This is a genomic window from Streptomyces sp. NPDC048462, from assembly GCF_043200175.1.
GTDB lineage: Bacteria > Actinomycetota > Actinomycetes > Streptomycetales > Streptomycetaceae > Streptomyces.
Map to the genome: position 1 here is coordinate 72226 of NZ_JBICXG010000029.1, position 24272 is coordinate 96497.

Consider the following 24272-nt stretch of genomic DNA (forward strand, 5'->3'; position numbering starts at 1 on the left):
GCACCGAACGATAAGTCCGGTGCACGGCCCCTACGTTGAGATGCCGCGAGTCCTACTCGTCTACTGCGGAGGGCAGGTGGCGCGTCACCCGGTCCAGCCGCTCACGGAGCACCTCGACCAAGGCGTCTGCCTTCTGCTGGTTGGCATCCGACGCCTGGCGGTACGCGGCGGCGATCCCGCGCATCTCGGCGGCGAACGCCTCGGCCTTCTCGACGTAGAGGGAGAAGCTCGACAGCGGGTCGGCCCTCACCGTCGTGCCCTCTCCCTCGGCCCGATTAACCGGGTTAACTCCTGCCGACACCGGGGCCTCGGGAGAACCCGAGGCCGACGCCTGAGCAGGGACCGACGGATCGGCGACGGCGACCCCGGACAGAACCGCGGCCGGGCCACTCACCGACTCCGGGCCAACAGCGCCTCGCGCCCGCCGCGGTGACTTAACCCGGTTAACCGCCTTCTCGGCCTCGCCGTGCTGCTGCTCGGGAGGGAGCGCACCGATGCGGCGCGCGTCCTTCACCTTCAGCGTCCCGTCCTCCACCTGATCCTGGAGATCGGCGGGGAGCTTGAGCAGCGCCAGGCGCTGCGACACCCATGCGCCCGTCTTGCCGAGGCGGGCCGCGACTTCCTTCTGCTGTCCGTGGACCTGCACCAATTCCTGGAGCGCCTTCGCCTGATCTATCGGCGCTACGTCCACGCGGTGGATGTTCGCGATCAGCGCCGACTCGAGAATGTCCGCCGCGCTCGCGGCCAGGCCGTCGTTGACGTCGATCCGCAATTCTGTGAGGCCCGCCTTGTGCGCGGCCGCCAGGCGGCGGTTCCCGTCGATGACCACGTACGGTGCCGAGCCGAGAACCTCCTCCTGCCCCGGGTGCACCTCAAGGAAGACCTCACGGCGCACCACGGTGACGGGCTGGATCTGGCCCTTGGCTGTCAGCGAGGCCGCGGTCTCGTCGACGTCCGTGAGCTCCTCACGCGGGTTGAACGGGTTATGGGCCAGTTCCGCAAGGACGACCGAAGCCGGCGGCCGCTTGCCCTCGCCCCTGGCGATCTGTTCGCGGGTGCGGACCCGGCGGGGGGGAGCGGACGAGCCGTCCTCGTCCATCGTGAACCCCCGCGTGACACGCTCCTGCGTGGTTTTGGTGTTCCGCTCCCTCATACCGCCAGCTCCTTCGCCAAGTCGCGCATCGCCTGCGCATGTTCGCTGTCGGGCGCGTACTCCAGCAGCGGGATCTCCCCATCCGCGGCCTCACGCCCCTCCTTCAGGTCGCCGATCACCGCGAGCACAACGGGGGAGGAGCTCAACTCCCACTGATCACGGTTCTCCTTGACCAACTTGCCGCGGCGGCTGTCATACGCGTTGATGACGAGCCCCAGGTAGTCGATCGTGATGCGGCCCTTGCGGCACAAGTCGTCCATCTGGCTCTTGAGGAGCCGGAACGCGCGATGTGACGCCTTGTTCGCCCACACCGGGGTGATGACGCCCGAGCGGTCGGCGAGTTCGCCCTCCCGTCGGCGCACGTAGTACAGCGCGGTGTCCATGTTCAGGCCGAGACTGGGAGGCCCGTCGATCAGGATGACGTCGTAATCCGCCTCCAGCGGCTCCAGGGCCCGCTCCAGCGCGGCCTCGCTGAAGGACACCTTCGACAGGGCCACATCGCGCAGGAACGCGTCGTCGGACGCGGGGAGCAGGTGCAGCCGCTCCCCGAAGCGCGCGTGGTCCAGAGCGACCAGGAGGTCATGGATGTCGCCCCGCGCGGTGCCGTCCATGTGCATCATCAGGGTCTCGACGTCGTCCTCGTACATGAGGTCCTCGAAGCCGAGCTCCGCGGTGAGGTGGCCCTGCGGGTCGTAGTCGACCAACAGCACCCGTCGTCCCGCCTCGGCCAGTGCCTGGGCGATGCCGGAGGAGATGAACGTCTTGCCGACGCCACCCTTCTGGTTTGCCGTTATCACCCGTACGACCGGCTGCTTCGTCAACGGAGTCGTGGGGGAGGGGTGGTTGTCGAGCCATAGAGTCAGCGCCTGCGCGAGCCCCTGGACGTAGGTGATGCCGCGATCTGTGCAGGTGGCCTTGAAGGTGTCCGGCTCTCCTACGGGGAGGAAGGTTCCCCAGGTCTTGGCGCCCTCGGTGTTCGCTTCGGGGAGGTTGGCGGCCGAGTACCAGGCCTTGATGGCGTGTTCGGCAGCGTCCTGGATGTCCATGCCGTGCTCGAAGGCGCGGATCTTCAGGTGCCTACGCAGCTGAGGAGTGAGAGAGGTGATTAGTTTCTCTCGTTCCCCGCGGGGGCTTGGGATGCTCATGCGGCGCAACATTACTAGGTCGATGGTGGGTTGGACGCATCCGTGCGGCGAGTCGCACCCTGTGTACTGGGTCTAGGACGGGTGAAGGCGTTTCGCGGCGCGCATCAACACATCTCTCGGCCGCTCACGAGATAGCGAGTGCACCGGTTACTCGTGAGATCGACCAGCGTCAGCTCGGCAGGAGTCGTCAGGACCGAAATGGTCAGGTGCGCGACAGCCGAGGAGTACAGCGGTTCGGGCGAGGCAAGGATCTTGAACCCCAAGTACTCGTCCAGAACTGTCCGTCCTGTGAGAGCGGTGTAGCAGACCCCCGCACGGAGTCGTCAGCCTTCGGGATGTCGAAGCGGCCACCCCCGTCGGGCCGGGCGGTGCTGACGTGCGCCGCATCGTTTCTCCAGTACGACCATCCCGGGCAGATGGGTGACGGGGGAGGAGACTGGCTGATCTGAGCCCCGTGGCCGCGCTATCAACTGCGCATGATCACCACCACCACCACCATGCGGGGCCTGGCAGCCGCCGCACTCACCGTTCTGCCGCTCCTGTCCGCCGCTCCCGCGCAGGCCGAGCAGATCCGCCTCCAGGACGGCATCGCCGCCCTCCCGCTCGCCGCGGAGAACCGGACCGGTTACGAGCGCACGAAGTTCAAGCACTGGATTGATGAGGACCATGACCGGTGCACCACCAGGTCCGAGGTGCTGATCGCCGAATCCCGTACCGAGCCTGCCATCGAGGGCGCGTGCAAGGTGGTCGTCGGTACGTGGTTCAGCTACTACGACGGCGAGACGGTCACCGACCCGGCGAAGCTCGACATCGACCACATGGTGCCGCTCGCCGAAGCCTGGGACAGCGGGGCATCGCAGTGGAGTGCCGCCCGGCGCGAGGACTACGCCAATGATCTTGGGGCTGACCGCTCGCTGGTCGCCGTGACCGCGAAGACCAATCGCAGCAAGAGCGACCAGGACCCGGCAGAGTGGCTCCCGCCGGCCGCCGAAGCCCGCTGTACCTATGTGGCGGACTGGGTGAGCACCAAGCTGCGGTGGGCCCTCACCGCCGACCGCTCCGAGGTCGACGCGCTGACCGCACTGGCCGACGGATGCGGGTATGCCGCAGTTCAGTACGAGCTCGCCCCCGAGAGCTGATCTCCCTCGCGGGACGGCACGCGTGCGGCGAGGTCGCGGGCGAGCCGTCCCGCTTCGTCGTTCCCGCACTGCACCAGGACGTCGATGACGTCGTGTGCCTCTTCCAGCGTCAGCAGCGGCAGCCGCTCGTGGTCGTACTCGTGCATCCCCGTAGTCATGATCCGCACCGTAAAGCGGAGCGTTGGCGAACGGGTGTTCCTGTGGACAAGTGCGTAGCTCGACTGGCGCGAGCGCGGCGAAGGTGCGCAAATATTCGAACACCTGCTCTAATTAGTCCAGCCACACCTTCCCCGACGACTTACTCACGCTCCAGCGCTCCTGGCAGGACACCTACACGGCGCTCGCCGCCTCCCGCCCAGAGTCTCCTACCGCCCTGCGCCGCCGCCTGCACCGGCTGTCCGTGCTCCTGGCCGCACACCCCTACTGGGAGTCCGCCCCCGGCGGCGGGCGCGCGGCCTGCGTCGAACTTCGCCGCCAGGCCCGTCGCCTGCCATGACCACACCGCCACCCGAGCGGCGACGCAGAGGGCCAGCTACCCAGATTTGAGGAACCGGCCACTCGTACGCGATGGCGCCGCCGGTTCGTCAGGAGCCGGGCAGGCGCTGCGTCAGTCCTGGAACTCCTTGCTCTTCACGCCGTAGAACGTGGGCTTCGCGGGCCGGACCTCGGACCGCTCCAGGGTGTCGGCCATGACGGCGAACCCCTCGCTGCGCCGGACGACCTCGAAGAACTTGCCCAGTGCCTCCTTGTCCTCCCACAGTGCCTGGGCGGTGCTGATGATCAACGACTTCAGGTGATCCGACTCGGTCGCCTCGGTCACGGTCTCGTTCGCTGCCACGGCTTTCCCCTCCTCGTCATCGGACGATCAGCCAACCAACCGGTGACCCGCGCCCGCAAGACAGCCTTCGGTCACGGGCCGGTCCAGGATGCTGTGGGTCCCGATCCGGTGCCACACGATGTGGGGGAGCCCGGCGACCTTCTCCCCTCCGTACGCCCACATCGCGCGTCCGTCCGGCGCCCAGGTGAGTTCGTAGACGCCGGGGGCGCGGCGCACGCCCTTGATCCGTAAGCCGGGGCGGAACTGGCGGCCGGTGCGCAGGTCGTGCACGAAGGCGTCCAGCACGACGCGGCGGAAGCGCCGGCGCTGGGCGGGGGTGAGGTGCTGGAGGTCGGCGGTGAAGCGGGGACAGGTCTCGAAGGTGGGCACGGTGGTCTCCTCCGGGCAGCACGACGAAGCCCCCGGCGGTTGCCAGGGGCTGCTGTAGGCGGTGCTTGTTGGTGGTGTTCGTTCCGTGGCGCTGAATGCTGCTCAGTGGTGCTGGATGGTGTTGTCCGGGCCGTGGTGTGAGGACTGCCGGAGAGCGATGACATTCGCGTTCGGCCCGGGTCCGCTTCCCGCCCGGCGGGCACCTGAGAAGAAAGTTCGGCCGCTGCTCCCGCCTGACGGGACGTACGACTGATCGGCCTTTTCTCGCAGGTCAGAGCCGTGTGGCGTGGTCTCCATGACAGTGGATATCAAGGTCATCCGGTCCGGTCAGATGTACCGCTACTACCTGCGCCAGACCGTCGTCGGCGACGGCCGCCGCCCGGCCCGCGCGCCGCTGCGCGCCGCCCAGGAGAAAGCCGGTGTCCCGGCCGGGCGATGGATGGGCCGCGGCCTGGCCGTGCTCGGACTCGCCCCGGGTGAAGAAGTCACCGAGGCGCAGCTGCGGAACCTCTTCGGCGCGAGGGGCCGGCACCCGTACGCGGACCGGATCGAGGCAGACCTGCTCGCCAAGGACGAGTCCCCGAAGAAGGCGTTCAAGGCCGGCGCCCTCGGACGCCGGGTGACCCTGACGGGCGTCGACTTCGTCTTCCGGCCGCAGCCGACGATCTACCTCCTTTGGGCGCTGGGGGATGAAGAGACCCGCAGGGTGATCGAGGCCGCGCACGAGCGCGCGATCGTACGGGTGCTGGAGTGGATCGAGGACGAGGTCGCGGTGATCCGCTACGGCAAGGACGGGGTCCACCGGGTGCGGCCGCCCGGCGGTCTGGTCGCCGCGCGCTTCCGCCACTACGAGGCGCGCTCCGGGATGCCGCTGCTCCATGACCATCTGCTGCTGTCGGTAAAGGGGCAGCGTCTGGACGGCAAGTGGGGGTCAATCCACACCACGGCCCTGTACGAGAACACGGTGGCGGCCTCCGCGCTCTACAACGAACTGGTCGCCGCTGAGGTTTGCGAGGAGCTCGGGTTGGCGACCGAGCCGCGCACCGTCACGCCGGGGCGCCGGCCGGTCATGGAGATTGCCGGGGTGCCGCACGAGCTGATCCGCTGGACTTCCCGGCGCAGCGACCAGATCGCCGCCTGCCTGGAGGAGCTGGAGCACGAGTACGTCACCGCCGTCGACGACGACGGCGAGCCGTGGTTCCTGCCCGTGGTCTCCGAGCGGGCCCGCGCCAAGCTGAACGCCATAGCCGCCCGCAAGACCCGACCGCCCAAGCAGAAGACCCTGCCGCTCGCGCAGCTGCGCGCGTGGTGGAAGACGAGCGCGATCCTCACATCCGGTGTCGCCGCCGACGTCATCACCTCCCTCCTCAAGTACGCCCGCGCCGCGGCTGCCGCGATCCGGGCCCGGGTCGCCGCCGTGGTCGACGTTGCCCTGGCGGCCGTCGACGTCGCCGCGACCGTGTTCGTGATGAACGACGGCGGCCGCTTCCACCGCCGACACCTGCTCGCCGAAGCCCGACGCCACCTCGCCCTCGTCCTCCGCGGCCTCCGCCGCGACCCCGGCCTGGACGACCAGGTCGTGGCCGCCGCCATCTCCACCCACTGCCTGGACATCAGCGAGCCGAAGACCGTACGCGGCCTGGAGGCCGGCTACCGCCTTTACACCGCCCGGTGGTCTCTGTCCGACCTCCCCGCCCGCCGCCGACCTCCGACCCCCGCGCCCGACCCAGACCGGCAACCCCCGGCCGATCCCGGCGACCCGGCCGCGCACCGGCCCCCGGGCCGGGATGCGGGGGAGTGGGAGATCCCGCGCATCCCGCTCCAGTACGCGCGCGCCGCCCTTGCCGGTGTGGTGGTGCGCGAGAAGCTGCGCACCACCACCGCTACCGCCGTGCGGGGCCGGACGTACGACGTCGTCGCCCACCAGCAGGCGGCGATGCCCGAGCAACTGGTCGCACCCGAGCCGGCCGACCCCGAGCACGACGACCAGGAACCGAAGGCTGGGCCCCAGGAGGCGATCGACATGACGGCGCTGCGGGCCCTGCGGGAGTCCCGCACGGACGTGGAAGCCCTCGATCTCACGGCCGATCGGCTGCGCCACCTTCAGGACGTGTTCACCAAGGCGGGCGAGGACGCCCGCACCCGCGCCAACCAATACGCCCCACCGGACGATGCCGACGCAGCACACCCGGTGCGCCGGGACGACCAGCAGGCGCACCGCCCGCAGGAGCCCGGACCGCACCGGGGCCGGGAGGTCGGCCACTGAGCGCACTCACCCGCACGGTGGTGCGGTCAGCGGTGCGCACTGGGTGCGGAGTGCATCGCGTGAGCCAGCACCAGGTGCTCATAATCGCCTCCAGAGTGTCGGCGGTGTCCGGGTGGTCGGGGTCCGGGATGACGTTCACGATGAACCGGATGATGCTGCGGGACCACGTCGAGACAGAGGCGATGGTGGAGGTGCTCGCCGGATCCGGGCGGCACGGGACGCTCGGTGAACGGGTCTTCTACTCAGCGACCTCATACTTCACCACGGTGTCGGAGCATCCCTTGGCGAGCTTCTCCAGGGCGGTCCGCTCCTTTGTGTCCGCCGTCAGCTTCCATCGAAGCTTTGCTCCGACCCAGTCGGCACCGTAGGTGCACTGGGCGGAAGCGGCCGGCGGGAGCCATTCGGCCGGGTCCCGGTCGGCTTTGGAGCGATTGGTCTTCGCGGTGACGGCGACCAGGGACCGGTCGGCGTCGAGATCATTGGCGTATCGCTCGCGCCGGTCCGCGTCCCACTTCGATGCTCCGGAGTCCCAGGCCTCGGCGAGCGGGACGACGTGGTCGATGTCCAGCTTGGTGGCCGCGTCCACGGTGACCTCGTCGTAGTAGCTCAGCCATTCACCGCCCGTCAGCGCGCACCGCTTCCCCTTCTCGGGCGCCTTGACGGCCTCGGCGATCAAGACTTCCTTGCGGGTGTCACAGCCGTCCTTGTCGGCGTCGACCCACAGATGGAAGCTGTCGCGCTCGTACCCGGCACGTTCCTCGGTGCCGTCGGGGATTTTCGCGATGGCCGCAGAGAGGGACAAGTCGTTGCCGCCCGCCGGGGCACCGGGCGCCGCAGACGCGCTCCCGGGAGCGGAAGGGGAAACAGAAGTGGTGGCCGCGGGCTTGGAGTCGGCCACTCCCGGGTTGCATCCGACGAGCGAGGTGATGAGGAGGGCGGTAGCGAGCGGGGCGGTGGTGGTGAGGCGGCGTGCGTTCACAGCGGTGCTCCGGCTGGTCGGGGGCTGACGGCCCCTCATGATCCCAGCGCAAGTGGCTGTGGTGACAGGGGGTCATGTGTCGTGGTGGTACGCCATGTCGGGCCGTCGTCGACCTACGGGTGCCGCGACATCTCAGCCCTGACCCGCTCTCGCTGCTCCGCTTTGACCAACCACCCCCGGTGCCTCCGGCCTTCGCGCCTACCAGCACCGCGCAGCCAACGTCGGCCTCACGCTCCTCAGCCACCGCCTGAATTGGAACATTGGCTGACCGGGCCCGGCCCGGCGAGGCACTTCCGGGCCGAGCAGCTTCTGCTGGCAGAACCGTGCGCCGTACCCGACTGGGCGGCGGTCTCGGGGCATGAACGGGGAGGACAGCAGAGTCCTCCGGCTCCATCGTCACCGCACGCTGTCAGCCTCCTGCCCGCAGGTCGATTCGTGATGGGTGGTGGTATCGAGTGCGCGGTGTTTGATGTTGTGGGCGGCGCCGATGTCGGCGTGCGTGGCGTGTCCGCACTGCGTGCATTCGAAGACGGAGCGGGTGCGCCGGCTCTTGTGGTCGACGTGCCCGCACCGGTGGCAGGTCTGTGAGGTATAGGCGGGGTTGACCGCGGTGACCCGGACGCCGTGGCGTTCGGCCTTGTACTCGATCTGCCGGCGGATCTCGCCGAAGCCGACATCGAGGACGGCCCGGTTCAGTCCGGCCTTCGCCGCCACGTTCCGCCCGGGTGCGTCCTGGGTGCCGCGCGCGGAGCGGGTCATGTTCTTCACCCGCAAGTCCTCCACCGCTACGTGCGCGAACTGGGTCACGAGCTGCTTCGTCAGCAGGTGCTGCGTCGAGGCGCGCCGCTGTGCGACCAGCCCCATGAGCCTGGCGACCTGGTCCCGGGCCTCCTGCCAACCCGCGCTCTGCTTGTGTGCGGGAAGCCCTCGCACGTGGCGGCGGGCCATCCGCCGCTGCCACTTCGTCAGCTGGCGCACCGCGTTGTCCAGGTGCCGTGGGTTCTCGAACAGCTGCGTCTTGCCGTGCGCGGTGATCACCGGCTCGGAGGTCGCCGCGATGACAGCCACGCCCAGGTCGACCCCGACGGTCCCGGCGTCCCGCTGCCTGCGCGTGGGCAGGGCCGGCGCTGGGGCAGCGATCCGGACATTGAACGACGCCCACCACTGATCGCCCTCCCGGGCAACCGTCACCATCTTCACCACACCCCCGGCCGCCATCACCCGGGCCAGCCGGCGCGCGGGCCGGTGCAACCGCACGACGAGAGCCTGCTGCCCGGCCGGATCCTTCTCCCCACCGATCCGGACATGCCGCAGATCGGTGGCCACCAGCCGCACGCTGCTCATCCGGAACGAATCACGACACCTGCCCTTCCGCTTGGGCCGCGGATAGCCCATCGCCGCCCCTGAACGCGTCCCCGAGCTCTTCCAGTTCGTGAAGGCTCGGTCGGCGTCCCGGAACGCCTGCTGGCACACGATCGCGTTCACGCCCTTCCACCACGGGTACCTGCGTGGGCGCTCGGTCTCGCCCTTCCGCAACGGGCCGCAGAACGGCTTCTCCCGGACCGCGAGGAAAATCCGCTGCACATCCGAACCACGCGGAACGAAGACCTCGGGCGCCGCCCGGTTCGCCTCCTCACGGCTCATCCCCTCGGCGACCAAGCGGTCGCGGCCCTGACTCCACCGCTGCTGCGCGTCGTGTTTGAGGCCGAAGGCGAAGTTGAAGCAGGCGCGGGAGGCGTTGGCGTAGCGGTGAAGGATCAGCCGCTGGTCGGGGGTGGGGTCGAGCGGCTCGCGGACGACGACGGTGGTGGTGTTCTGCTCGGTGGTGGTCATGGGTGAGGATCCTGGCACCCACCACTGACAACAACGCCCCAGAAAGCAATGTTGTGTCGCTTACGCAGCTTTTGGTGGTTTGCGCCTAGTTTTGGGTTCTGGCCGGTTCCGGGAGGAGGTGGCCTCGTCCCCTGGATGGGGGAGTAGAGCGTTTGTGGACTGCACCGGCCGATTGAGGCGAGGGCAGGAAATCCTCCGAGGTGGAGGCGGAAGCAGGCAGGTCCTCGCTCGCAAGGCGGGCAGGTCACCGTGGCCGAGAGATCGAGCCACCCGTCCCAACATGCGCTCCAACGCGAGGTTTGAGGGTTTATGTCGCAGTCGATGAAGGTGTGGAGCTCGGCCAGGTTCTGAGTACTGCGGTGCAGGTCACCGAGGGTGCGACCCACGCGCGCAGGGACGGTCCCCGGAAGAGCATCGACGTCACTACCCTCGTCGGGTGCGACCCACGCGCGCAGGGACGGTCCCGCGGAGCGCTGGACCTCGTCCGGGGTTCTGCCGTGCGACCCACGCGCGCAGGGACGGTCCCGAACCATCAATATTGCGGTCTCGTCGGAACCTGTGCGACCCACGCGCGCAGGGACGGTCCCTTCCGTGTCCATGTGTCGCGCTGGCTCGGCCTGTGCGACCCACGCGCGCAGGGACGGTCCCGGTCCTCCCGTACGGCCGAGCAGCTGTTCACGGTGCGACCCACGCGCGCAGGGACGGTCCCTCCGAGAAGTACGTCCTCAAGCGCCTCGCGCTGTGCGACCCACGCGCGCAGGGACGGTCCCACGTCGATCTCGAACCGGGCGAGAACCCCGCGGTGCGACCCACGCGCGCAGGGACGGTCCCCAGTCTTCCATGTACTCACCGTCGGCCGGAAAGTGCGACTCACGCGCGCAGGGACGGTCCCTACGTCGACTTGGCAGCCCGGCCGCGCGAGATGTGCGACCCACGCGCGCAGGGACGGTCCCGTTCCGTCCCAGGATGCGGTGACGCCGCCGATGTGCGACCCACGCGCGCAGGGACGGTCCCGGAGCATGGGTGTGCGCGGTCGCGAAGAAAAGGGTGCGACTCACGCGCGCAGGGACGGTCCCAACGACGAGCTTGGCGTTCTCTTCCTGGTCGTCTACGTCGTGCCGGTCCTGTGCCCGACATGTCCTGCGGTACAGGTTGCGTGCCAAGGCTGTTGAGAGGAGGCGGCCGGGGACCTGCCTGCCCTCTTCCGTGCGTTCAGCGCCGACGAGGCGGAGTCGGATCCCCCGGACGGCGCTGCCGGGCCCATGACGGCCCCGAACTCGATACCAGTTCCGGGGCCGGGGAACCGAGCTCCAGGCGGTCACGGACCATGTGCTCATGAGCACGATGCGTCGCCGTCCCGGCACCGGACCGGACCGGTCACCCCTGCAAAAGCTCAGCCCGGGAGGGAGCAGCCGCGTCTGCTGGCGGCCGAGGGTATCGAGCCCGAGGCGCGCCTGGCGGCCCGGAGCGACGAAGCGGTCGAAGGACGGGGCCTGCGGAAGCTCGGGGATGGTTCTGTGTTGCCCGCCGGGCTGGGGTTCACCGGTTCGGGTATTCAGGACTTGTCGGCGCCCTGGGTCGGGCAGGGTCGGAGCGGTAGGACCGACGATCGGGCAGTGGGGTAGGGGTTATGTGGGAGACCGAGGAGTTCGGCGCGTCGCATGAGGGGCGCCCGGGGGCGGTGCTGGCCGGCGGCGCAGAGCCGAAGCCGGTGTACGTCGACACCGGCAGCGGTGCGGAGATCCACAAGATCAGCGACTGGTGGGTCTACGACGGCACCCGGCGCGCCCCACTCGCGACCGCACTGCGCGGATCGTGCTCATGCGGCTGGCGCGGCACGGATCTGCACCCCCTGGACTGGCAGGAGGTCACCGACGCCGGAGGCCCGGACCTGTACGACACCACCGGCCCGGAAACGGACTGGGACCAGCACATCGACGACATCGAAGCCCGCACCATCCCCGTCCCCGACGACATCACCGCCCTCCTCACCCAGCTGCGCACCCGTCTGGACACCCTGGCCGCGGACGCACCGCTCGCCGCGCTGAAGGTCATCGGCGCCCTCGAGCGCACCAGCGCCGATACCGCCAGGGCCGCCGCCTACGCGGTTGATATCGACGCGAAGCCCTGGGACATGATCGCCACTGCCCTCGGACTCACCGAGGCTGATGCCCGCGCCCTCCTCAGGCGCTACACCCGACGCTTCTGAGGACCGGATGAGGCCGGGCGTTGGCTGCCGCGGTGCGGTGGCGGCCGGTCCGGCCGCTTCCAGGAGGGGCTGGGCAGGTGGTGCTGCCCAGCCCGCCAGCGGTCAGTCGATCAGGCTGTGCAGCCCTACCGTGCAGCCTCCAGCGGCGACGACACCGGCGATGAGGGCCTCAGGGTAGGACTTCTCGGAGAGGAACTTCAGCACACCGAAGCCGATGCCTGCCATGAAGGCTATGAACAGGATCAGCGTGGTGCGCTGTGACAAGAACGCCTGCCTCCCGGCAGGGGTGGGAGGTTCGGGGTGTGCGGACGCGCGGGAGCGCGGGTCCCGGGCCATTGGGAATCTCCTGGAAGGCAGAGGTGCAGAGACGGTGGACACCTGTGTGATGTCGTCCGCGTGGGGTGTCCGCTGCGCGGTCGGCGGTCCTGCTTCGGCTCTCGTGAGCACGTCCCTGCTGTGCGGCTTCAGCTCTCGCCCAGGGTGGCGGTGGTGCGGTGTCCACCGTAACGCCGCTGGGTGTGTTCGTTGCCCCTGCTGCCTGGTGGGTAGTCATGAGTGCTGCTTCCAGCAGGGGCTCGGCCTGGCGAGATCGGCCTCTTCGCCCCTGTGGGGTGAAGTTGGTGCCCGGGAAGCAGCGGTGGGACAGCGACGACGAAGGGAGGGCGTTTGTCGGTGGCTTCCAAGAGCGGTTGATGGCAGGACGCTCTGAAAATGTCGCTGAGAATTGAGAGCAGCGGAGTCGGCTCGGTGGTGTGCGGCCCGACCGGAGGGCGTGTGGAAGTCGGTGGAACGGTTCGTCGGGGTGGGGCATGATCCGCTCATGGAGCGCGTCATCGATCTTGATCAGGCAGCCGTACTAATCTCTGAGTGGGCTGCGCGATGGCTGGCGGCCAGTCTCACGGTTGGGCAGGTGACGTGGATGGACTCAACTTCGCCGTGGCCGCAGCAGCTTGAGACTGATAGGGCGCTCGTGTGTGATCCCGTATCCATCGGCGTGCTCATCGACGGCCCGGGGGAAGCTGGGCTGTCCGTGGTGCTGTTCCGGGGCGGCTGGGCTGACGTGGACTACTTCGACGGTATCGACGACGGCGGACCGATAGCGGCGTTCGACATCACATCGGCAGCGATCTTCGGTACCCAGCTCGATCAGTGGGTGCGGCGCGCCTTCGGGGACCTCGGCAAGAGTTCCCGATCCGTGCACTGAGCGCAGCTCCCATGGGCTGCTGCTCGACCTCGCCGGTTGCCCAACAGACGAGATCCGGACGGGTGTCCCGCTGATGACGGAGCTCGGGCTGTTCCGGGGAGTGAGCCAGTGCATCCGGAAGGTGACATTCTCCGCAATGCTTATGGTCTGGTTTGTTCTGTGGTCTGCCCTGGCGAACAGTGGCGAATTGCGTTGCGACGCCGCTGTCGGCACATGCCTCTGACAGGGCCCGGCAGACTCGTGACATCGGGGCGCCCCGGCGGCCGTCGCTGCAGACCTGCCGTGTCCCGTCCTCTGTCAGGCGTGCCGGATTCCGGCGCTCCTCGAACCGTCGAACCGAGTAAGGAGCCCGCGCTCGCTTCCAGCGTGCGCTGACAACACCATGCTGAGTTCTGTCATCGAGAACGTCACCACGCAGTACATAGCTGCGGTCCTGTTCGCGGTCACGCTGGCCGCAGTGGCGGGCGTGCGTTCACGGCTTGCCCGCAAGGGCAGCTTCCTCACACCGCCCAGGCCTGGAAACGAACCGCCTTCCCGCTCGTCCGGGCAAGGCTCTCCGGACCCCGGCCGAGAGGCCAGACGGCGCCGTCGAATCATGTTGTCGTCGCACGGACGACGAAAGGAGTCGTCGTGAGGACGACGAAGACGTCCCGCAGCGCCCACCGTCCGGAAGCGGAGGCAGACCGCGAGCGGGCCTGGTCCCACATGCTGGAAAACCCGGGAGGCATCCGACGCACGGCCTCCTTCGACTCCTACGACGAGAAGCGATTAGCGGAGATCGCCCGCCGCTACGACCTGACCTGCCAACGCGCCCAAGGGCTGCGGCTACCGGACGCGTCCGAAACAGACATCCTCGCCGCGCTCTTGGTGACCCGGGCGCTGCGGGACAAGATGAACACCGACGAGCTGATGCTCATCACGCTGGCCCGCTCGCGGGGCATCACCTGGGCCCGCATCGCCGACGCCCTGGAGTTGAAGAGCCGACAGTCAGCCGAACGCCGGCACCTCCAGCTCAGCCAGTCGACCCGCTCCGACGGCAGCCAGCCCCGTACACAGAACGAGCGGGTCGAATACGCCCGCGAACGCCGTAGCCGACGAGCCGAGCGCAACTGGGCCCTGCGCCACGCCAAGATCATCCACAACATGGCCCAGGAGCTGACCGCCATCCCGGATATCCAGCAACGAGCGAACCGATCCCAGGAAGCCGCACTCATGGCCGCCCCAGTCAATCGAGACGGCACGGCCCCGGAGCACGTCGAGATGACCTGGCCCGGTGCCCTGAAGCAGTGCCTCGCCGATTACCACCGCTTCCGGGCCGCACCCGGGGCCCACCTCAGCCTGGAACGGCAGGACCTGGGCGACGAGACGTGGCAGCTTCAACAGCAGGAGGCCGACATCCTCCACCGCATGCTTGGACTTCTGCGCCACGCTGCCGAGCCCCGGCATCTGGACCTGTCCGATCACCCGAGCCTCCACGAGATGATCGCTCAGCTCGACAGGGACTCCCAGAAGCCGCTCGGCTTCGGCTGACCCGACAACAGGTGGGGCCGGACAAGATCACTCTGTCCCGGCCCCACTGCTCGTTCCCGTCTGCTCACCGGCTGAGTCGGGTGCGCGGCCCCACGGGACTCGAGGTCGTCCAGGAACACGGTCTCCAGCTTCTTCTCCCACTGGCCGCGCAGACTGAACGGGTTGCTCTCCATCCGGTCCACGATGATCAAGGTCTCGGGCTGTCCGATCAGCGCGTACCGGCCGTGCGAGGCGGGCCTGCTGCCCGGTCCGTGCGTGCGCAGCATTTCCTCCAGGCGGTCGCGGTGCTCCTCCACGAACGACTCCAGGTGCTCGATGTACCCAGTGCGTTCCTCGTTGCCCACCGCGCTCAGCGCGACGTCCAGGAAGTCCGTCCCGTCCGGCCAGTGGCGTGTCCCCGGCGCGGCCCGGGTCGGGGGTCGGGGGCGGACCGGGTGCTGCGGGACGTGGGCCTGCGGGGCCGGTCAGCGCAGCGGGCTGGCGCCATGGCGGAGGAACAGGCTCAGGCTGCTTGGCCGTATGTGGTGGTGTCGGACACGGCTGTGCCGGGATCGTCGTCTTCGGGCTGGGTGATCTGGTGCAGGCGTTGTTTCTGTGCGGTGCGCAGGAGGGCCCAGACGATGAGTAGAGCGCCGGTCAATGCCCACGAGCCGATCCAGGCGGCCGTCCACCGGCTGGGCGATGGCTGAAGCAGGATCTCGGCGCCTGTGAGGGCCATGGCGGTCGCGTGTGTCCAGCAGAGCAGGGTGCCGGTCAAGCGGGTGGCGCGGTTGATCCTGCGGAAGCTGGGTTTCGCCCGCAGCTTGTCCTGTTCCATGATCCCCCGTTACATCGTGCGCTTCTTTGCCCAACCTTGGGTGTTCATGCGTTCGAGTGCGAGGACCGGCGTCTCGCAGGGATGGTTTCAAGCCCCGATCTGTTGATGTCGAAACAGTTGCCACCAGGAAAGAGAAGGGCCTCTTGAAGGTCAATTCGGAAAGATTCGTTTGCGAAAATCGGCTTGTTCTTGCTCGTTTGTGTGCTTCTGGTCGTGAACTTGTTCGCGTCGCGTGAAGGAGTCGTGGCAGCGTGTGGTTTCCGGTGGCCGCCTCTGCGGTCACCGTGTCTAGGTGTCCCGTGGGGGGATTGCATGGTTTCGCGTGCTTCCGGCACGCCGTTTCGGCGTGCCCGTATAAACCGCAGAAGTACCTTCACCGCCGCGTTGGTGGTGGCTGCTCTCGGTGCTTCCGCTCTGCCTGCTCTTGCCAGTCCGGCGGCCGATGCCCCGGCACCTGTCTCGGCGTGGGGGCCGGGTGCGCCGAAGGCGCAGATGCCTGAGGTGAAGGTCGGCTCCAACACCCCGGTAGCGGCGGAGGCCGAGGCGCCGGTGTCCGCGGAGGTCGCGGCCTGGCGGGCCGCCCAGAAGGAACGGACCGAGGCCGGTACCGGCGCGGGTGCCGCGGCCCGCTCGTCGGTTGCGGTGCGGACGTATGTGCCCGAGGGACAGGGGGCGGTGCCGTGGCATCAGATCTCCGACTTCCGGATCACCGACTCGCTGGTGGCCCGGGTCAACTACTCCAACGGCAACCTGATGCTCGCCGCCACCGACTTCGATGTCGCCGGCGTGGGCCAGAAGCTCCGCCTGGCGCGGACGTACAACTCGCTGGACGCGCCGTGGGGCAAGGTGTCGCAGCGGTGGTGGCAGGAGTACGAGCGCTACGCGCAGGTCTTTGCCTCCGAGGTCGTGGTCTATGACGCGAGCGGTGCGGCGGTCCGTTTCACCAAGGAGACCGACGGCACCTTCACCACGCCCAAGGGCTACTCGAAGGACCTGAAGAAGAACGCGGACGGCACGTACACGCTGACCGACCGCAAGTCCGGGTCGAAGGACACCTACGACGCCAATGGCACGCTGACGAAGGTCACCGACAAGAACAACGGCGCCATCACGATCACCCAGCACGACGAGGGCGGCGAGCAGAAAGGCTTCAAGGTCACCGAGACCCGGTCGGGCCGGTGGGTCGATCTGCTGAAGACGGACGCGTCGCAGTGGCAGGCCAAAGACCACACCGGCCGCACCGCCGTCTACGACCTCAACCCGGCCGGCGACGTGGCCAAGACGACGGACACCGAGGGCAAGGCCACCCAGTTCGGCTATGACTCCTCCCGGCGTCTGACGAAGATCACGACCCCGGAGGGGCGGGTCACGGTCTTCACCTACGACGACCAGAACCGCGTCACCTCCATGCTCCGCGCCACCGCCCTCAACGGCTCCGGTCACACCGGCCCGACCTGGACCTACACCTACTCGGCGTCCTCGCCGTCCGATGCCGGCACGACGAAGGTCACCGACCCGGAGCAGCACGCCACGACGTACAAGCACGACGGTGACGGCCAGGTCTCCGACGTCACGGACGCCCTGACCCACAACCGGACCAAGACGTTCGACGCGAACCGCAACGTCGACACCGCCTCCGACGCCATGGGTGTCGGCGGCACCGGTGCGAACGTCACCGCGTACGGGTGGGACAGCCGTAACAACCCCACCTCGGCCAAGCTCCCGACCGGGGCCACCTCCACCGCGACCGGCTACCAGACGATCGCCGGTGCTGATCTGCCCGGTTCGATGACGACGGCGGACAACGAGAAGAGCACCTACACGTACGACACGGCGGGCAACACGAAGTCGGTCGCGGTCTCGGGCACGGGCGGCGGCAACCAGTCCTTCGACTACAACCCCGCCACCCCCACCTGCCAGGGCTTCCAGGGCCAGCGGTGCAAGGCCACCACGAAGATGACCTCGGCGAAGTCGGTGTCCACCTCCTTCACCTACGACGCCCAGGGCAACCTGAAGACGGTCAAGGCCCCGGCCCCACTGGGCACCACGACCTACACCTACGACGCGCTCGGCCGCACCGCAACGGTGAAGGATGCCCGCGGTGTCACGGTCATCTACACCTACGACAACCGTGACCGCGTCACCAAGGTCGACAGCTCCAACTACGCGGCCGTCAGCTACTCCTACGACGGCGACGGCAACCTCAAGCAGCGCTCCGACGGCACCGGCGTCATCAGTTACGACTTCGACCCGCTCTCCCGGGAAACGGTCCGCACCCTGCAGGACGGTTCACAGACCGTCCTCACCTACACCCCGGCCGGGAACGTCGACACCTACCAGGACCCCGCCGGGCTGACGGACTACACCTGGAACGAGGTGAACAAACTCAAGTCCCTCAAAGACCCCACGAACAAGATCACCACGTACGAGTACAACAACAACAACGTCCGCACGACAACCACCTACCCCGGGAACACCGTCCAGACGGTCAGCCCGGACAAGTCAGGCCGCCCGGAGAAGATCAAGGCCACCTCACCCAAGGGCACCCTGGTCGACCTCGCCTACTCCTACCTCAACGGGACCAAGGACGGCGGCAAGATCCGCACCAGCACGGATACGGTCTCCGGCTACAAGACCTCCTACACCTACGACAGCGCCGGCCGCTTCTCCTACGCCAAGGAAGAAAAGGGCACCACGCTGCGCAGTTCGTGGCAGTACTGCTACGACCTCGCCGGCAACCTGACCTCCCAGGACGTCGCCCCCGGCTGCCCCGGCGGCACCACCTACACCGTCAACGACGCCCAGCAGACCACCTCGAAGAACGGCTCGGCGACGAACTGGTCCTACGACAAGATCGGCAACGAGACCGCCGGCGCCTCCACCCCCGAAGGCACCAGAACGGGGGAGACGTGGTCGGACTACTCCCAGCTGACCTCGGTCACCGTCGCCGGCAAGACGTACGCGGGGCAGTACGGGTCGACGGACCAGTCCGAGCGGATCAAGCTCGGTGACACGTTCTTCCACAACGGCCCCATCGGCCTGGCCGGTACTTCGACCGCCGGAGTCGACACAGGATTCAACCGGGAGCCCGGGGGCACGCTGAACTCCATGACTCGTGGGGGGAAGAACTACTACTACCTGACCGACGCACTCGGCAGCGTGGTCGCCATGGCCGACGAGAACGGCACGAAGGTCAACAGCTACGGCTACAGCCCCCGCGGCGTCCCTCGTAGCACCACCAGCGAAACGGTGCCCCAGTCCTACCGGTTCGCCGGCGGCTACCAGGACCCCACCGGCCTCTACCACTTCGCGGCCCGCTACTACGACCCCAACATCGGCCGCTTCACCACCCCCGACCCCTCCGGCCAGGAACAAAACCCCTACCTCTACGCCGAGGGCGACCCCGTCAACCGCATCGACCCCACTGGGTTGTTTTCGCTGTCCGATCTGGACGGGGCGATCGGGGCGCTGGGCGACGCGAAGTCCCTTTACGACGTCGGTAGCGATCTCGTCTCTGGGGATGTCCTGGGGGCGGCCCGAGGCTCGGCGAGCCTGACCGCAGGTGTCGTAGTCGGCGGCATTTGCGAAGCGGCGACGGGACCGGAATCAGGGTTCCTCTCCACCGCAGGGTGCTTCGCCGCTGGCGAACTGACAAGCCAAGGTGTCGAAACCTGGCTCTCCTGAACCATCGAGATGCCCTCATGATCAACAAGCTCGGTTACTGAGCAGACCGACCGCTGCAGACAGGAGAAACGCTGTGGGGAGACTGGAACGCTTCGAAGACCGGACTAGGGGCCACCCGGTGGCCAATCTGATTTTTGCCTTCCTGGCAATTTATGTGCTCGGGGGTGTGATCATGACGCTGACCGGAGCCACCGTAGTCCGCGCGTGGGTAACGCCCCTTCCCGTCCTCCTTGCTGTCGGTGCCGGGATCGCGGCGGTCAGGTTTCGGCGGCGCCAGCACTGAGCCAAGTCCCTAACCTCGATCTTTCGTGACGGGCCGTCGGATCCTCCGGCGGTCCGTTTCCCAGCCCTACCGGTTCGCCGGCGGCTACCAGGACCCCACCGGCCTCTACCACTTCGCGGCCCGCTATTACGACCCCAACATCGGCCGCTTCACCACCCCCGACCCCTCCGGCCAGGAACAAAACCCCTACCTCTACGCCGAGGGCGACCCCGTCAACCGCATCGACCCCACTGGGCTGTTCGGCTTTGGCGATGTCGTTGATGGTGCGGTTGGTCTCGCCAAGGATTATGGCAGCGACCTATTGGCATTTGCCGAAGGCTGCATTGGAGGGATCGGCGCAGCAGTCGAAACTGGAGCCGTAGCGTACGCCTCGGCAGCTACAGCCAGTCCTGTCGGCGGGGTCGCGGCCGGTGCACTAGGGTGCGCCGCTGGCGGAGTTCTCGCTGCCTCCAACGCCTCACTCATCACCTACGGATGACGTAACCAAAGTGTTGTCGTCGCCGGTGACAGAGGGGTAGAAGCTCCTCTGCCACCGGCGACGCATTCTGAACTGGAGGAAACCATGATTGACAAGAGGTTTTTGGCATTTCTTGCGCTATGCGGTTGTGTGTCGGTATTCGGATTGATCCTTGGTTTTACCAGAGAGGGAAGCGGCCGCGTATTCCCTCTATTCGGGGGCGTTATGGGCATTGTGTGCACCTGCATCCTTGTATACTTCCTGATGCGTAATCGAAAGGGTAGGAGCAGTTAAGCGAAAGCATTCACCGCAGGCTGTATCTACCTGACGGGCGGAGCAAGAGTGATCAGCCGTACCGGCGTGGCTGAGCTGCCCAGGCAGCTCAGCCCGACGAGCATGGGCTCAGTGGCGGGACCGCGTCCTCGGAAGCAGACGCCTCGTCCCGCAGGCGTGTGCATCAGTTCGTGAGCTTTCGGCAGCCAAACAGGCAGCGTTCCGTAGCCACGAGGTAGGGCTGGTCGACCAGTACACCGGTCTGGGCGACCAACAGCCCTAACCCCGCAGCGGTCCGGCTGCGAGAGCCAGCCGACGCGCGCCCGGACGTATACGGGGTCCACCTGCGCGACAGCAGAATCGACATCTGCTTGAGGCTGATGCCGCGCTTACCTCCACCGCATTCCGATCCTGGAGAGCTGCTCCGCCCGCTCCGGGGGCAATGCGGCGGCTCGCGAGCGTTGGTTGTTGACCCATGCTCCCAGCCGATACTGGAGCTCCCTATCACCTTCGGCGAGCACGGTCTCCACATGCTTGCGGGGGACCGTCAGGTGGCCCTCGCGCTCGTAGAATTGCCGGGCTGCGGCCAGGTTCGTGGTCCATTTATCGGCTTGCGTACGGCGCGGCTTAGGCTTCTCCTCCTCGCTCGCGGGCTCGATCCCGAGCACCTGCTCGCACATCCACTGCTGCACGTCACTCAGCTGATCCCAGCCGAGCCGCACCGACGTCACCCACCGCCCGAGGTCCTCGCCCTGGCGCAAGATGTCGCCCGCCTCGGTGGGCAGTGCCTCACCGGCGTCCAGGTGTATCCGGACCAGACGGAAGGAACGCTGCCAGGTCACCGGCCACGACGGGCACCAGGACGCGTCGATCTCCTCCAACTGCTCACGCCGTGTGTCCGACAGTGCCCCGGCCGATGACTCCACCGGCAGCCCCTCCCCACGCCGCTGCTCGATCTCGGCCGCCTTCCGGGCAGCGGCCCGCGCGTTCTTCAACCAGATACCCACCGCCGCGCCCTGGAACGTAGCGTCCAGCGGCGCCAGGAGGTGCCCGTTCTCGTCGGCCCAACCGCGCGCGGCGGACAGGCCCTCCTCCCAGGCGACGTCGAAGTGGCTCCAGACCATGCCCAATTTCTCCAGCTGGACGATGCGGTCCTCGTCCATGTCCCCGCGGGCGTAGAAGCGGCGGGCATCGGCGGTCCACTGCCCCAGCGGGAACCTGGCGAGCGAGGCCGGCCACCCGGTGACTTGTGCTTCCTGGCCGCGGATGGCGGGCACGCGAAACGTGAACGGCACGCGGAGGTCACCATGTTCGCGGGCGTAGATGACGGCGGCCTCCACCCCGCGCCGCCAGTGCTCATGCTCGGGGTGGAGGACCCGAAGGTTGATGAACGCGGCCAGAGCGGCCGGGTCGCGGGGCGTGGAGAACTTCAGCAGTGCCCTGGCAGGGGCGCTGACGCCTCCGGAGCCTTCGCCGCTCCCGCCCGTGTTCGTCCCACTTTCGCCCTTGCTGGCGGGCTTGTAGCGGCTCGGGGCCTGTTGCTCCGCGAGGGTTTCCACGATCCGCGCATCGTGCGCCCGCAGCGCCTCCAACAGCTTGGCGAGTCCGCCGAACGCCCGGGAGGTGAGCATGTTGTCGGCCGTCTCTCCGGGCCCGAGCAGCACCGGCACAACGAGCGACGCCACCTTGCCCTCGCCCGGCTGCATTCGCAGCGCCCGCCCCACGGCCTGGACCAGATCCGGCATGGAGCCGCGTACGTCAGCCCAGTACACGGAGTCGCAGTGCTTGGTGTCGACGCCCTCGCTCAGGACCTTCACCGAGCACAGGAAGCACTTCTCCACCACGGTGCCGTCCGTGGCGATCCCGTCGGCGAACTCGCCCAGCAGTCGGCGCCGGTGGAGCGGCTTGTGGTCCCCGCACAGCCAGTCCGCCCAGATCGTGGCCGGGTACAGCTCGGGGTCGGACGCGTGCAGCTGCGCGGCGACGTCGGGGAGGGCGGCCGCGAACGCCTCGGCCTCCTTCACCATGTGGTGGAAGACCAGCGTGCGGCGGAAGCCCTCCTCCGAGGACGCCTTCACCAGAGCGGTCTGCAGAGCGGCGAGCCGCGCCCCGCGGACCTCTGCCGAGCGGCCCTCCGCGCCCAGGAGCTGCGCGGCCTGGAGGGCCGTGTCGGTGACGTCGACGCATACGACCTGGTACGGGGCACAGATTCCCCGGTCGATGGCATCCGAGAGCGTCAGCGTGAAGCAGCGGCTGCCGAAGGGCCCGTCCGGGTTGTCGTCCATGCTCGCGACCAGCTCGCCCGGTGCGCCTGCCTCGTCCTCGTCCCCGAGCTGCCACAGCCGGGGCGTGGCAGTCATGTACAGGCGGCGCAGGGACGGGATCTTCTGGTTGTCGTGGATGACCGCCCACGGCTTCCCGATCCGGCCCGAAACGCGGTGGGCTTCGTCCACGACGATCAGGTCCCAAGCCCAAAGGCCGGCGGCGTGAGCGCGCTCCAGCGTGCCCAGACCGAGGCTGGCGTACGTGGCGTAGACGGTCACTTTGTCCAGACCCTGCGTCCACTCCACCAGCTCGTCCACGTCCGTGGTGTTGGGGAAGGACACCTCCTCACCCCGCAGCGAGGACACCCCGAGCATCGGCCCCCGGCGGCCCCCCTCACGCCACGCGGCCTCGGTCTGGGCGAGCAGGTCCAGCGAGGGCACGAGCACCAGCACACGGCCCGCGTGGAGCTCCTCCGCGCTGCGGACCGCCACCCGGGTCTTCCCTGACCCGGTCGCCATGATCACTTGTGTCCGGAGCCCTCGCTCGGGCACAAGTGATCTTGCAGGCAATTCGAGGGCACGCAGGACCGCGTCAATGGCTTCTCGCTGGGCTGCCTCGCGCTGATCAACACGGTTGGTGGTCGGCATATCCGTCTGCCTTCTCCTGTGTGTCATCCGGTCGATGGGAGCGCCGGGAAAGAGGAACCTGCACGTAGATCAGCCGCCCTGACTACGGCTGGACTGACGCAGTCGGCTTGGCGCTCCGCCTCTCAGGCATCGGCATGGCCGCACGATGGATCTTTGTAGGCTCTTAAAGTGCGCCGTGGTGCCGCGCTCTGATTCCAGAGTATATCTCAAATCAAAAATGAAGCAGAGACTTCCAAAAGAGATGTGCAGCTAGGGGTACTGCATGCCGAGGAGCAGTGCGGGCAGTAGAACAACATGTGGATTAGATGGGCAAGACAGCGCATCTTTGCGGAGCAGACGGCCAGACAACTCAGGCTGTCGTGCTGGGTTTTCGTCGTGTTCAGCGTCCTCGAACTAGGCGTCTTCGTGATGACCCTGACGGAACGTCACCCCAGCACCTGGACGCTGGTATGGACGGGGTTCGGCACGATCTTCTTCCCCTGCATGCTCCTCCGGACCTGGCGCCAGCTGCGTGCCAAACAGCAGACCACCAGAAGCACCTGAGCCCCCTTACCGCCGGGCATGACGGGGTACACGGCTGGACATGACAGATCGTTTATATCCGCTACCTGAGGGCCAGGCGGAGACCCTACGGACGATGCGGTGGGTACAGCTCGGAGTGACTGTCCTCATGCTGACCTGGTGCACCCTAGTGTTGTGGCAGGGCGAGTACGGGACCGCAGGGTTCAAGCTGTGGTTCCCGTTGGCTTGTGCGCTCATCTGGCCGGTTCTGACGGCCCAAAGCTTCATCAGGCTGAGGCGTCACCATGAGGCGGTCCAGGCAGGAGATGACAAACCCCCTTCCGGTAGCTGTTCGGAAGGCTAGCGGAACCCCCTAATCAGCCAGCCCGCGCAGCGGGCCCGAGGGCTTGAAGGCGAAGCCGAAAAGCCCCGACAGGGGAGCGCAGCGGACCTGCCCAATATGACTACCCACCAGCTTGCTTGCTGCGCAAGCAAGCTGGCCACCCACCACCTCCCCGCGAAGCGGGGAGGTGGTGGGTGCGAAGCGGCCGGCACCACTCAGGTTCTGCAGCGAAGCGGAAGAACCTGAGAGACCACGAAGCGAAGCGCAGTGGTCAGCAACCCGCGGAGCGGGTTGCTCCACTCCACAGCGCGCAGCGCTGTGGTACCCGCTCCGCGGG

19 protein-coding genes and 1 CRISPR repeat array are annotated in these 24272 nt (G+C 67.8%); of the genes, 8 read left to right on the forward strand and 11 right to left on the reverse strand.

Annotation, left to right across the window (positions count from 1 at the left end; translation table 11 throughout):
* Positions 1-52 precede the first annotated feature (52 nt).
* Both ACGFU6_RS33030 and ACGFU6_RS33035 read right to left on the reverse strand, forming a co-directional pair.
* The gene (locus ACGFU6_RS33030; protein WP_393616260.1) at positions 53-1153 is read right to left on the reverse strand and encodes a ParB/RepB/Spo0J family partition protein; all 1101 of its coding nucleotides are present in this window, start codon (positions 1151-1153) and stop codon (positions 53-55) included.
* Positions 1150-2298 carry a ParA family protein gene (locus tag ACGFU6_RS33035; protein ID WP_393616261.1) on the reverse strand — a complete coding sequence of 383 codons (1149 nt, stop codon included), beginning with the start codon at positions 2296-2298 and terminating at the stop codon, positions 1150-1152. The genes ACGFU6_RS33030 and ACGFU6_RS33035 overlap by 4 nt, the downstream gene beginning before the upstream one ends.
* 476 nt (positions 2299-2774) lie before the next feature.
* Here ACGFU6_RS33035 and ACGFU6_RS33040 point away from each other — a divergent pair, with 476 nt between their 5' ends.
* Positions 2775-3437 (forward strand): HNH endonuclease family protein, encoded by a 663-nt coding sequence (locus tag ACGFU6_RS33040; RefSeq protein WP_393616262.1) that lies wholly within the window; start codon positions 2775-2777, stop codon positions 3435-3437.
* Here the strand turns inward: ACGFU6_RS33040 and ACGFU6_RS33045 are convergent.
* The 3 genes from ACGFU6_RS33045 to ACGFU6_RS33055 all read right to left on the reverse strand — a co-directional run bounded on the left by ACGFU6_RS33045 (position 3410) and on the right by ACGFU6_RS33055 (position 4644).
* On the reverse strand, positions 3410-3595 hold the full coding sequence (locus ACGFU6_RS33045; RefSeq protein WP_393616263.1) for a hypothetical protein: 186 nt from the start codon (positions 3593-3595) through the stop codon (positions 3410-3412). The two genes, ACGFU6_RS33040 and ACGFU6_RS33045, sit on opposite strands and share 28 nt — an antisense overlap.
* Positions 3596-4044: 449 nt before the next feature.
* Complete coding sequence (locus ACGFU6_RS33050; protein ID WP_390093307.1) at positions 4045-4275, reverse strand: hypothetical protein; 231 nt, start codon at positions 4273-4275, stop codon at positions 4045-4047.
* Between the two features lie 27 nt (positions 4276-4302).
* A complete protein-coding gene (locus tag ACGFU6_RS33055) occupies positions 4303-4644 on the reverse strand; it encodes a hypothetical protein (protein ID WP_393616264.1) in 342 nt (113 codons plus the stop codon).
* 295 nt (positions 4645-4939) lie between these two features.
* Here ACGFU6_RS33055 and mobF point away from each other — a divergent pair, with 295 nt between their 5' ends.
* A complete protein-coding gene (mobF, locus tag ACGFU6_RS33060; RefSeq protein ID WP_393616265.1) occupies positions 4940-6910 on the forward strand; it encodes a MobF family relaxase in 1971 nt (656 codons plus the stop codon).
* A 238-nt stretch (positions 6911-7148) separates the two neighbouring features.
* On the opposite strand, the gene ACGFU6_RS33065 is transcribed toward mobF, so the two are convergent.
* Both ACGFU6_RS33065 and ACGFU6_RS33070 read right to left on the reverse strand, forming a co-directional pair.
* Entirely contained in the window at positions 7149-7889 is a 741-nt protein-coding gene (locus tag ACGFU6_RS33065; protein ID WP_393616266.1) for an HNH endonuclease family protein, read from the reverse strand.
* A 396-nt stretch (positions 7890-8285) separates the two neighbouring features.
* The gene (locus ACGFU6_RS33070; protein ID WP_393616267.1) at positions 8286-9722 is read right to left on the reverse strand and encodes an RNA-guided endonuclease InsQ/TnpB family protein; all 1437 of its coding nucleotides are present in this window, start codon (positions 9720-9722) and stop codon (positions 8286-8288) included.
* Between the two features lie 375 nt (positions 9723-10097).
* A CRISPR array of direct repeats spans positions 10098-10798; the repeat unit is 29 nt; unit sequence GTGCGACCCACGCGCGCAGGGACGGTCCC.
* A gap of 554 nt (positions 10799-11352) precedes the next feature.
* On the opposite strand from ACGFU6_RS33070, the gene ACGFU6_RS33075 reads away from it, so the two are divergent.
* Entirely contained in the window at positions 11353-11931 is a 579-nt protein-coding gene (locus ACGFU6_RS33075) for a hypothetical protein (protein ID WP_393616268.1), read from the forward strand.
* 102 nt (positions 11932-12033) lie between these two features.
* Here the strand turns inward: ACGFU6_RS33075 and ACGFU6_RS33080 are convergent, their stop codons facing one another.
* On the reverse strand, positions 12034-12195 hold the full coding sequence (locus ACGFU6_RS33080; RefSeq protein ID WP_393616269.1) for a hypothetical protein: 162 nt from the start codon (positions 12193-12195) through the stop codon (positions 12034-12036).
* 556 nt (positions 12196-12751) lie between these two features.
* Between ACGFU6_RS33080 and ACGFU6_RS33085 the strand changes: the two genes are divergently transcribed.
* Together ACGFU6_RS33085 and ACGFU6_RS33090 are read left to right on the forward strand one after the other, a co-directional pair.
* Positions 12752-13135, forward strand: a complete 384-nt coding sequence (locus ACGFU6_RS33085) for a hypothetical protein (RefSeq protein ID WP_393616270.1) — start codon at positions 12752-12754, stop codon at positions 13133-13135.
* 630 nt (positions 13136-13765) lie between these two features.
* Positions 13766-14665 (forward strand): hypothetical protein, encoded by a 900-nt coding sequence (locus ACGFU6_RS33090; protein WP_393342265.1) that lies wholly within the window; start codon positions 13766-13768, stop codon positions 14663-14665.
* On the opposite strand, the gene ACGFU6_RS33095 is transcribed toward ACGFU6_RS33090, so the two are convergent.
* Both ACGFU6_RS33095 and ACGFU6_RS33100 read right to left on the reverse strand, forming a co-directional pair.
* Positions 14623-15009: a hypothetical protein gene (locus ACGFU6_RS33095; protein ID WP_393342264.1), complete on the reverse strand. Its 387-nt coding sequence runs from the start codon at positions 15007-15009 to the stop codon at positions 14623-14625. The genes ACGFU6_RS33090 and ACGFU6_RS33095 overlap by 43 nt on opposite strands.
* 158 nt (positions 15010-15167) lie before the next feature.
* Complete coding sequence (locus ACGFU6_RS33100; protein ID WP_393342262.1) at positions 15168-15482, reverse strand: hypothetical protein; 315 nt, start codon at positions 15480-15482, stop codon at positions 15168-15170.
* A gap of 492 nt (positions 15483-15974) precedes the next feature.
* On the opposite strand from ACGFU6_RS33100, the gene ACGFU6_RS33105 reads away from it, so the two are divergent.
* Together ACGFU6_RS33105 and ACGFU6_RS33110 are read left to right on the forward strand one after the other, a co-directional pair.
* Positions 15975-19166: an RHS repeat-associated core domain-containing protein gene (locus ACGFU6_RS33105; protein ID WP_393616271.1), complete on the forward strand. Its 3192-nt coding sequence runs from the start codon at positions 15975-15977 to the stop codon at positions 19164-19166.
* Positions 19167-19474: 308 nt separating this feature from the next.
* Positions 19475-19927 carry an RHS repeat-associated core domain-containing protein gene (locus ACGFU6_RS33110; RefSeq protein ID WP_393616272.1) on the forward strand — a complete coding sequence of 151 codons (453 nt, stop codon included), beginning with the start codon at positions 19475-19477 and terminating at the stop codon, positions 19925-19927.
* 641 nt (positions 19928-20568) lie between these two features.
* On the opposite strand, the gene ACGFU6_RS33115 is transcribed toward ACGFU6_RS33110, so the two are convergent.
* Positions 20569-23118 carry a Helicase associated domain protein gene (locus ACGFU6_RS33115; RefSeq protein WP_393616273.1) on the reverse strand — a complete coding sequence of 850 codons (2550 nt, stop codon included), beginning with the start codon at positions 23116-23118 and terminating at the stop codon, positions 20569-20571.
* 348 nt (positions 23119-23466) lie between these two features.
* Here ACGFU6_RS33115 and ACGFU6_RS33120 point away from each other — a divergent pair, with 348 nt between their 5' ends.
* The gene (locus ACGFU6_RS33120) at positions 23467-23634 is read left to right on the forward strand and encodes a hypothetical protein (RefSeq protein ID WP_393616274.1); all 168 of its coding nucleotides are present in this window, start codon (positions 23467-23469) and stop codon (positions 23632-23634) included.
* Positions 23635-24272: the final 638 nt, after the last annotated feature.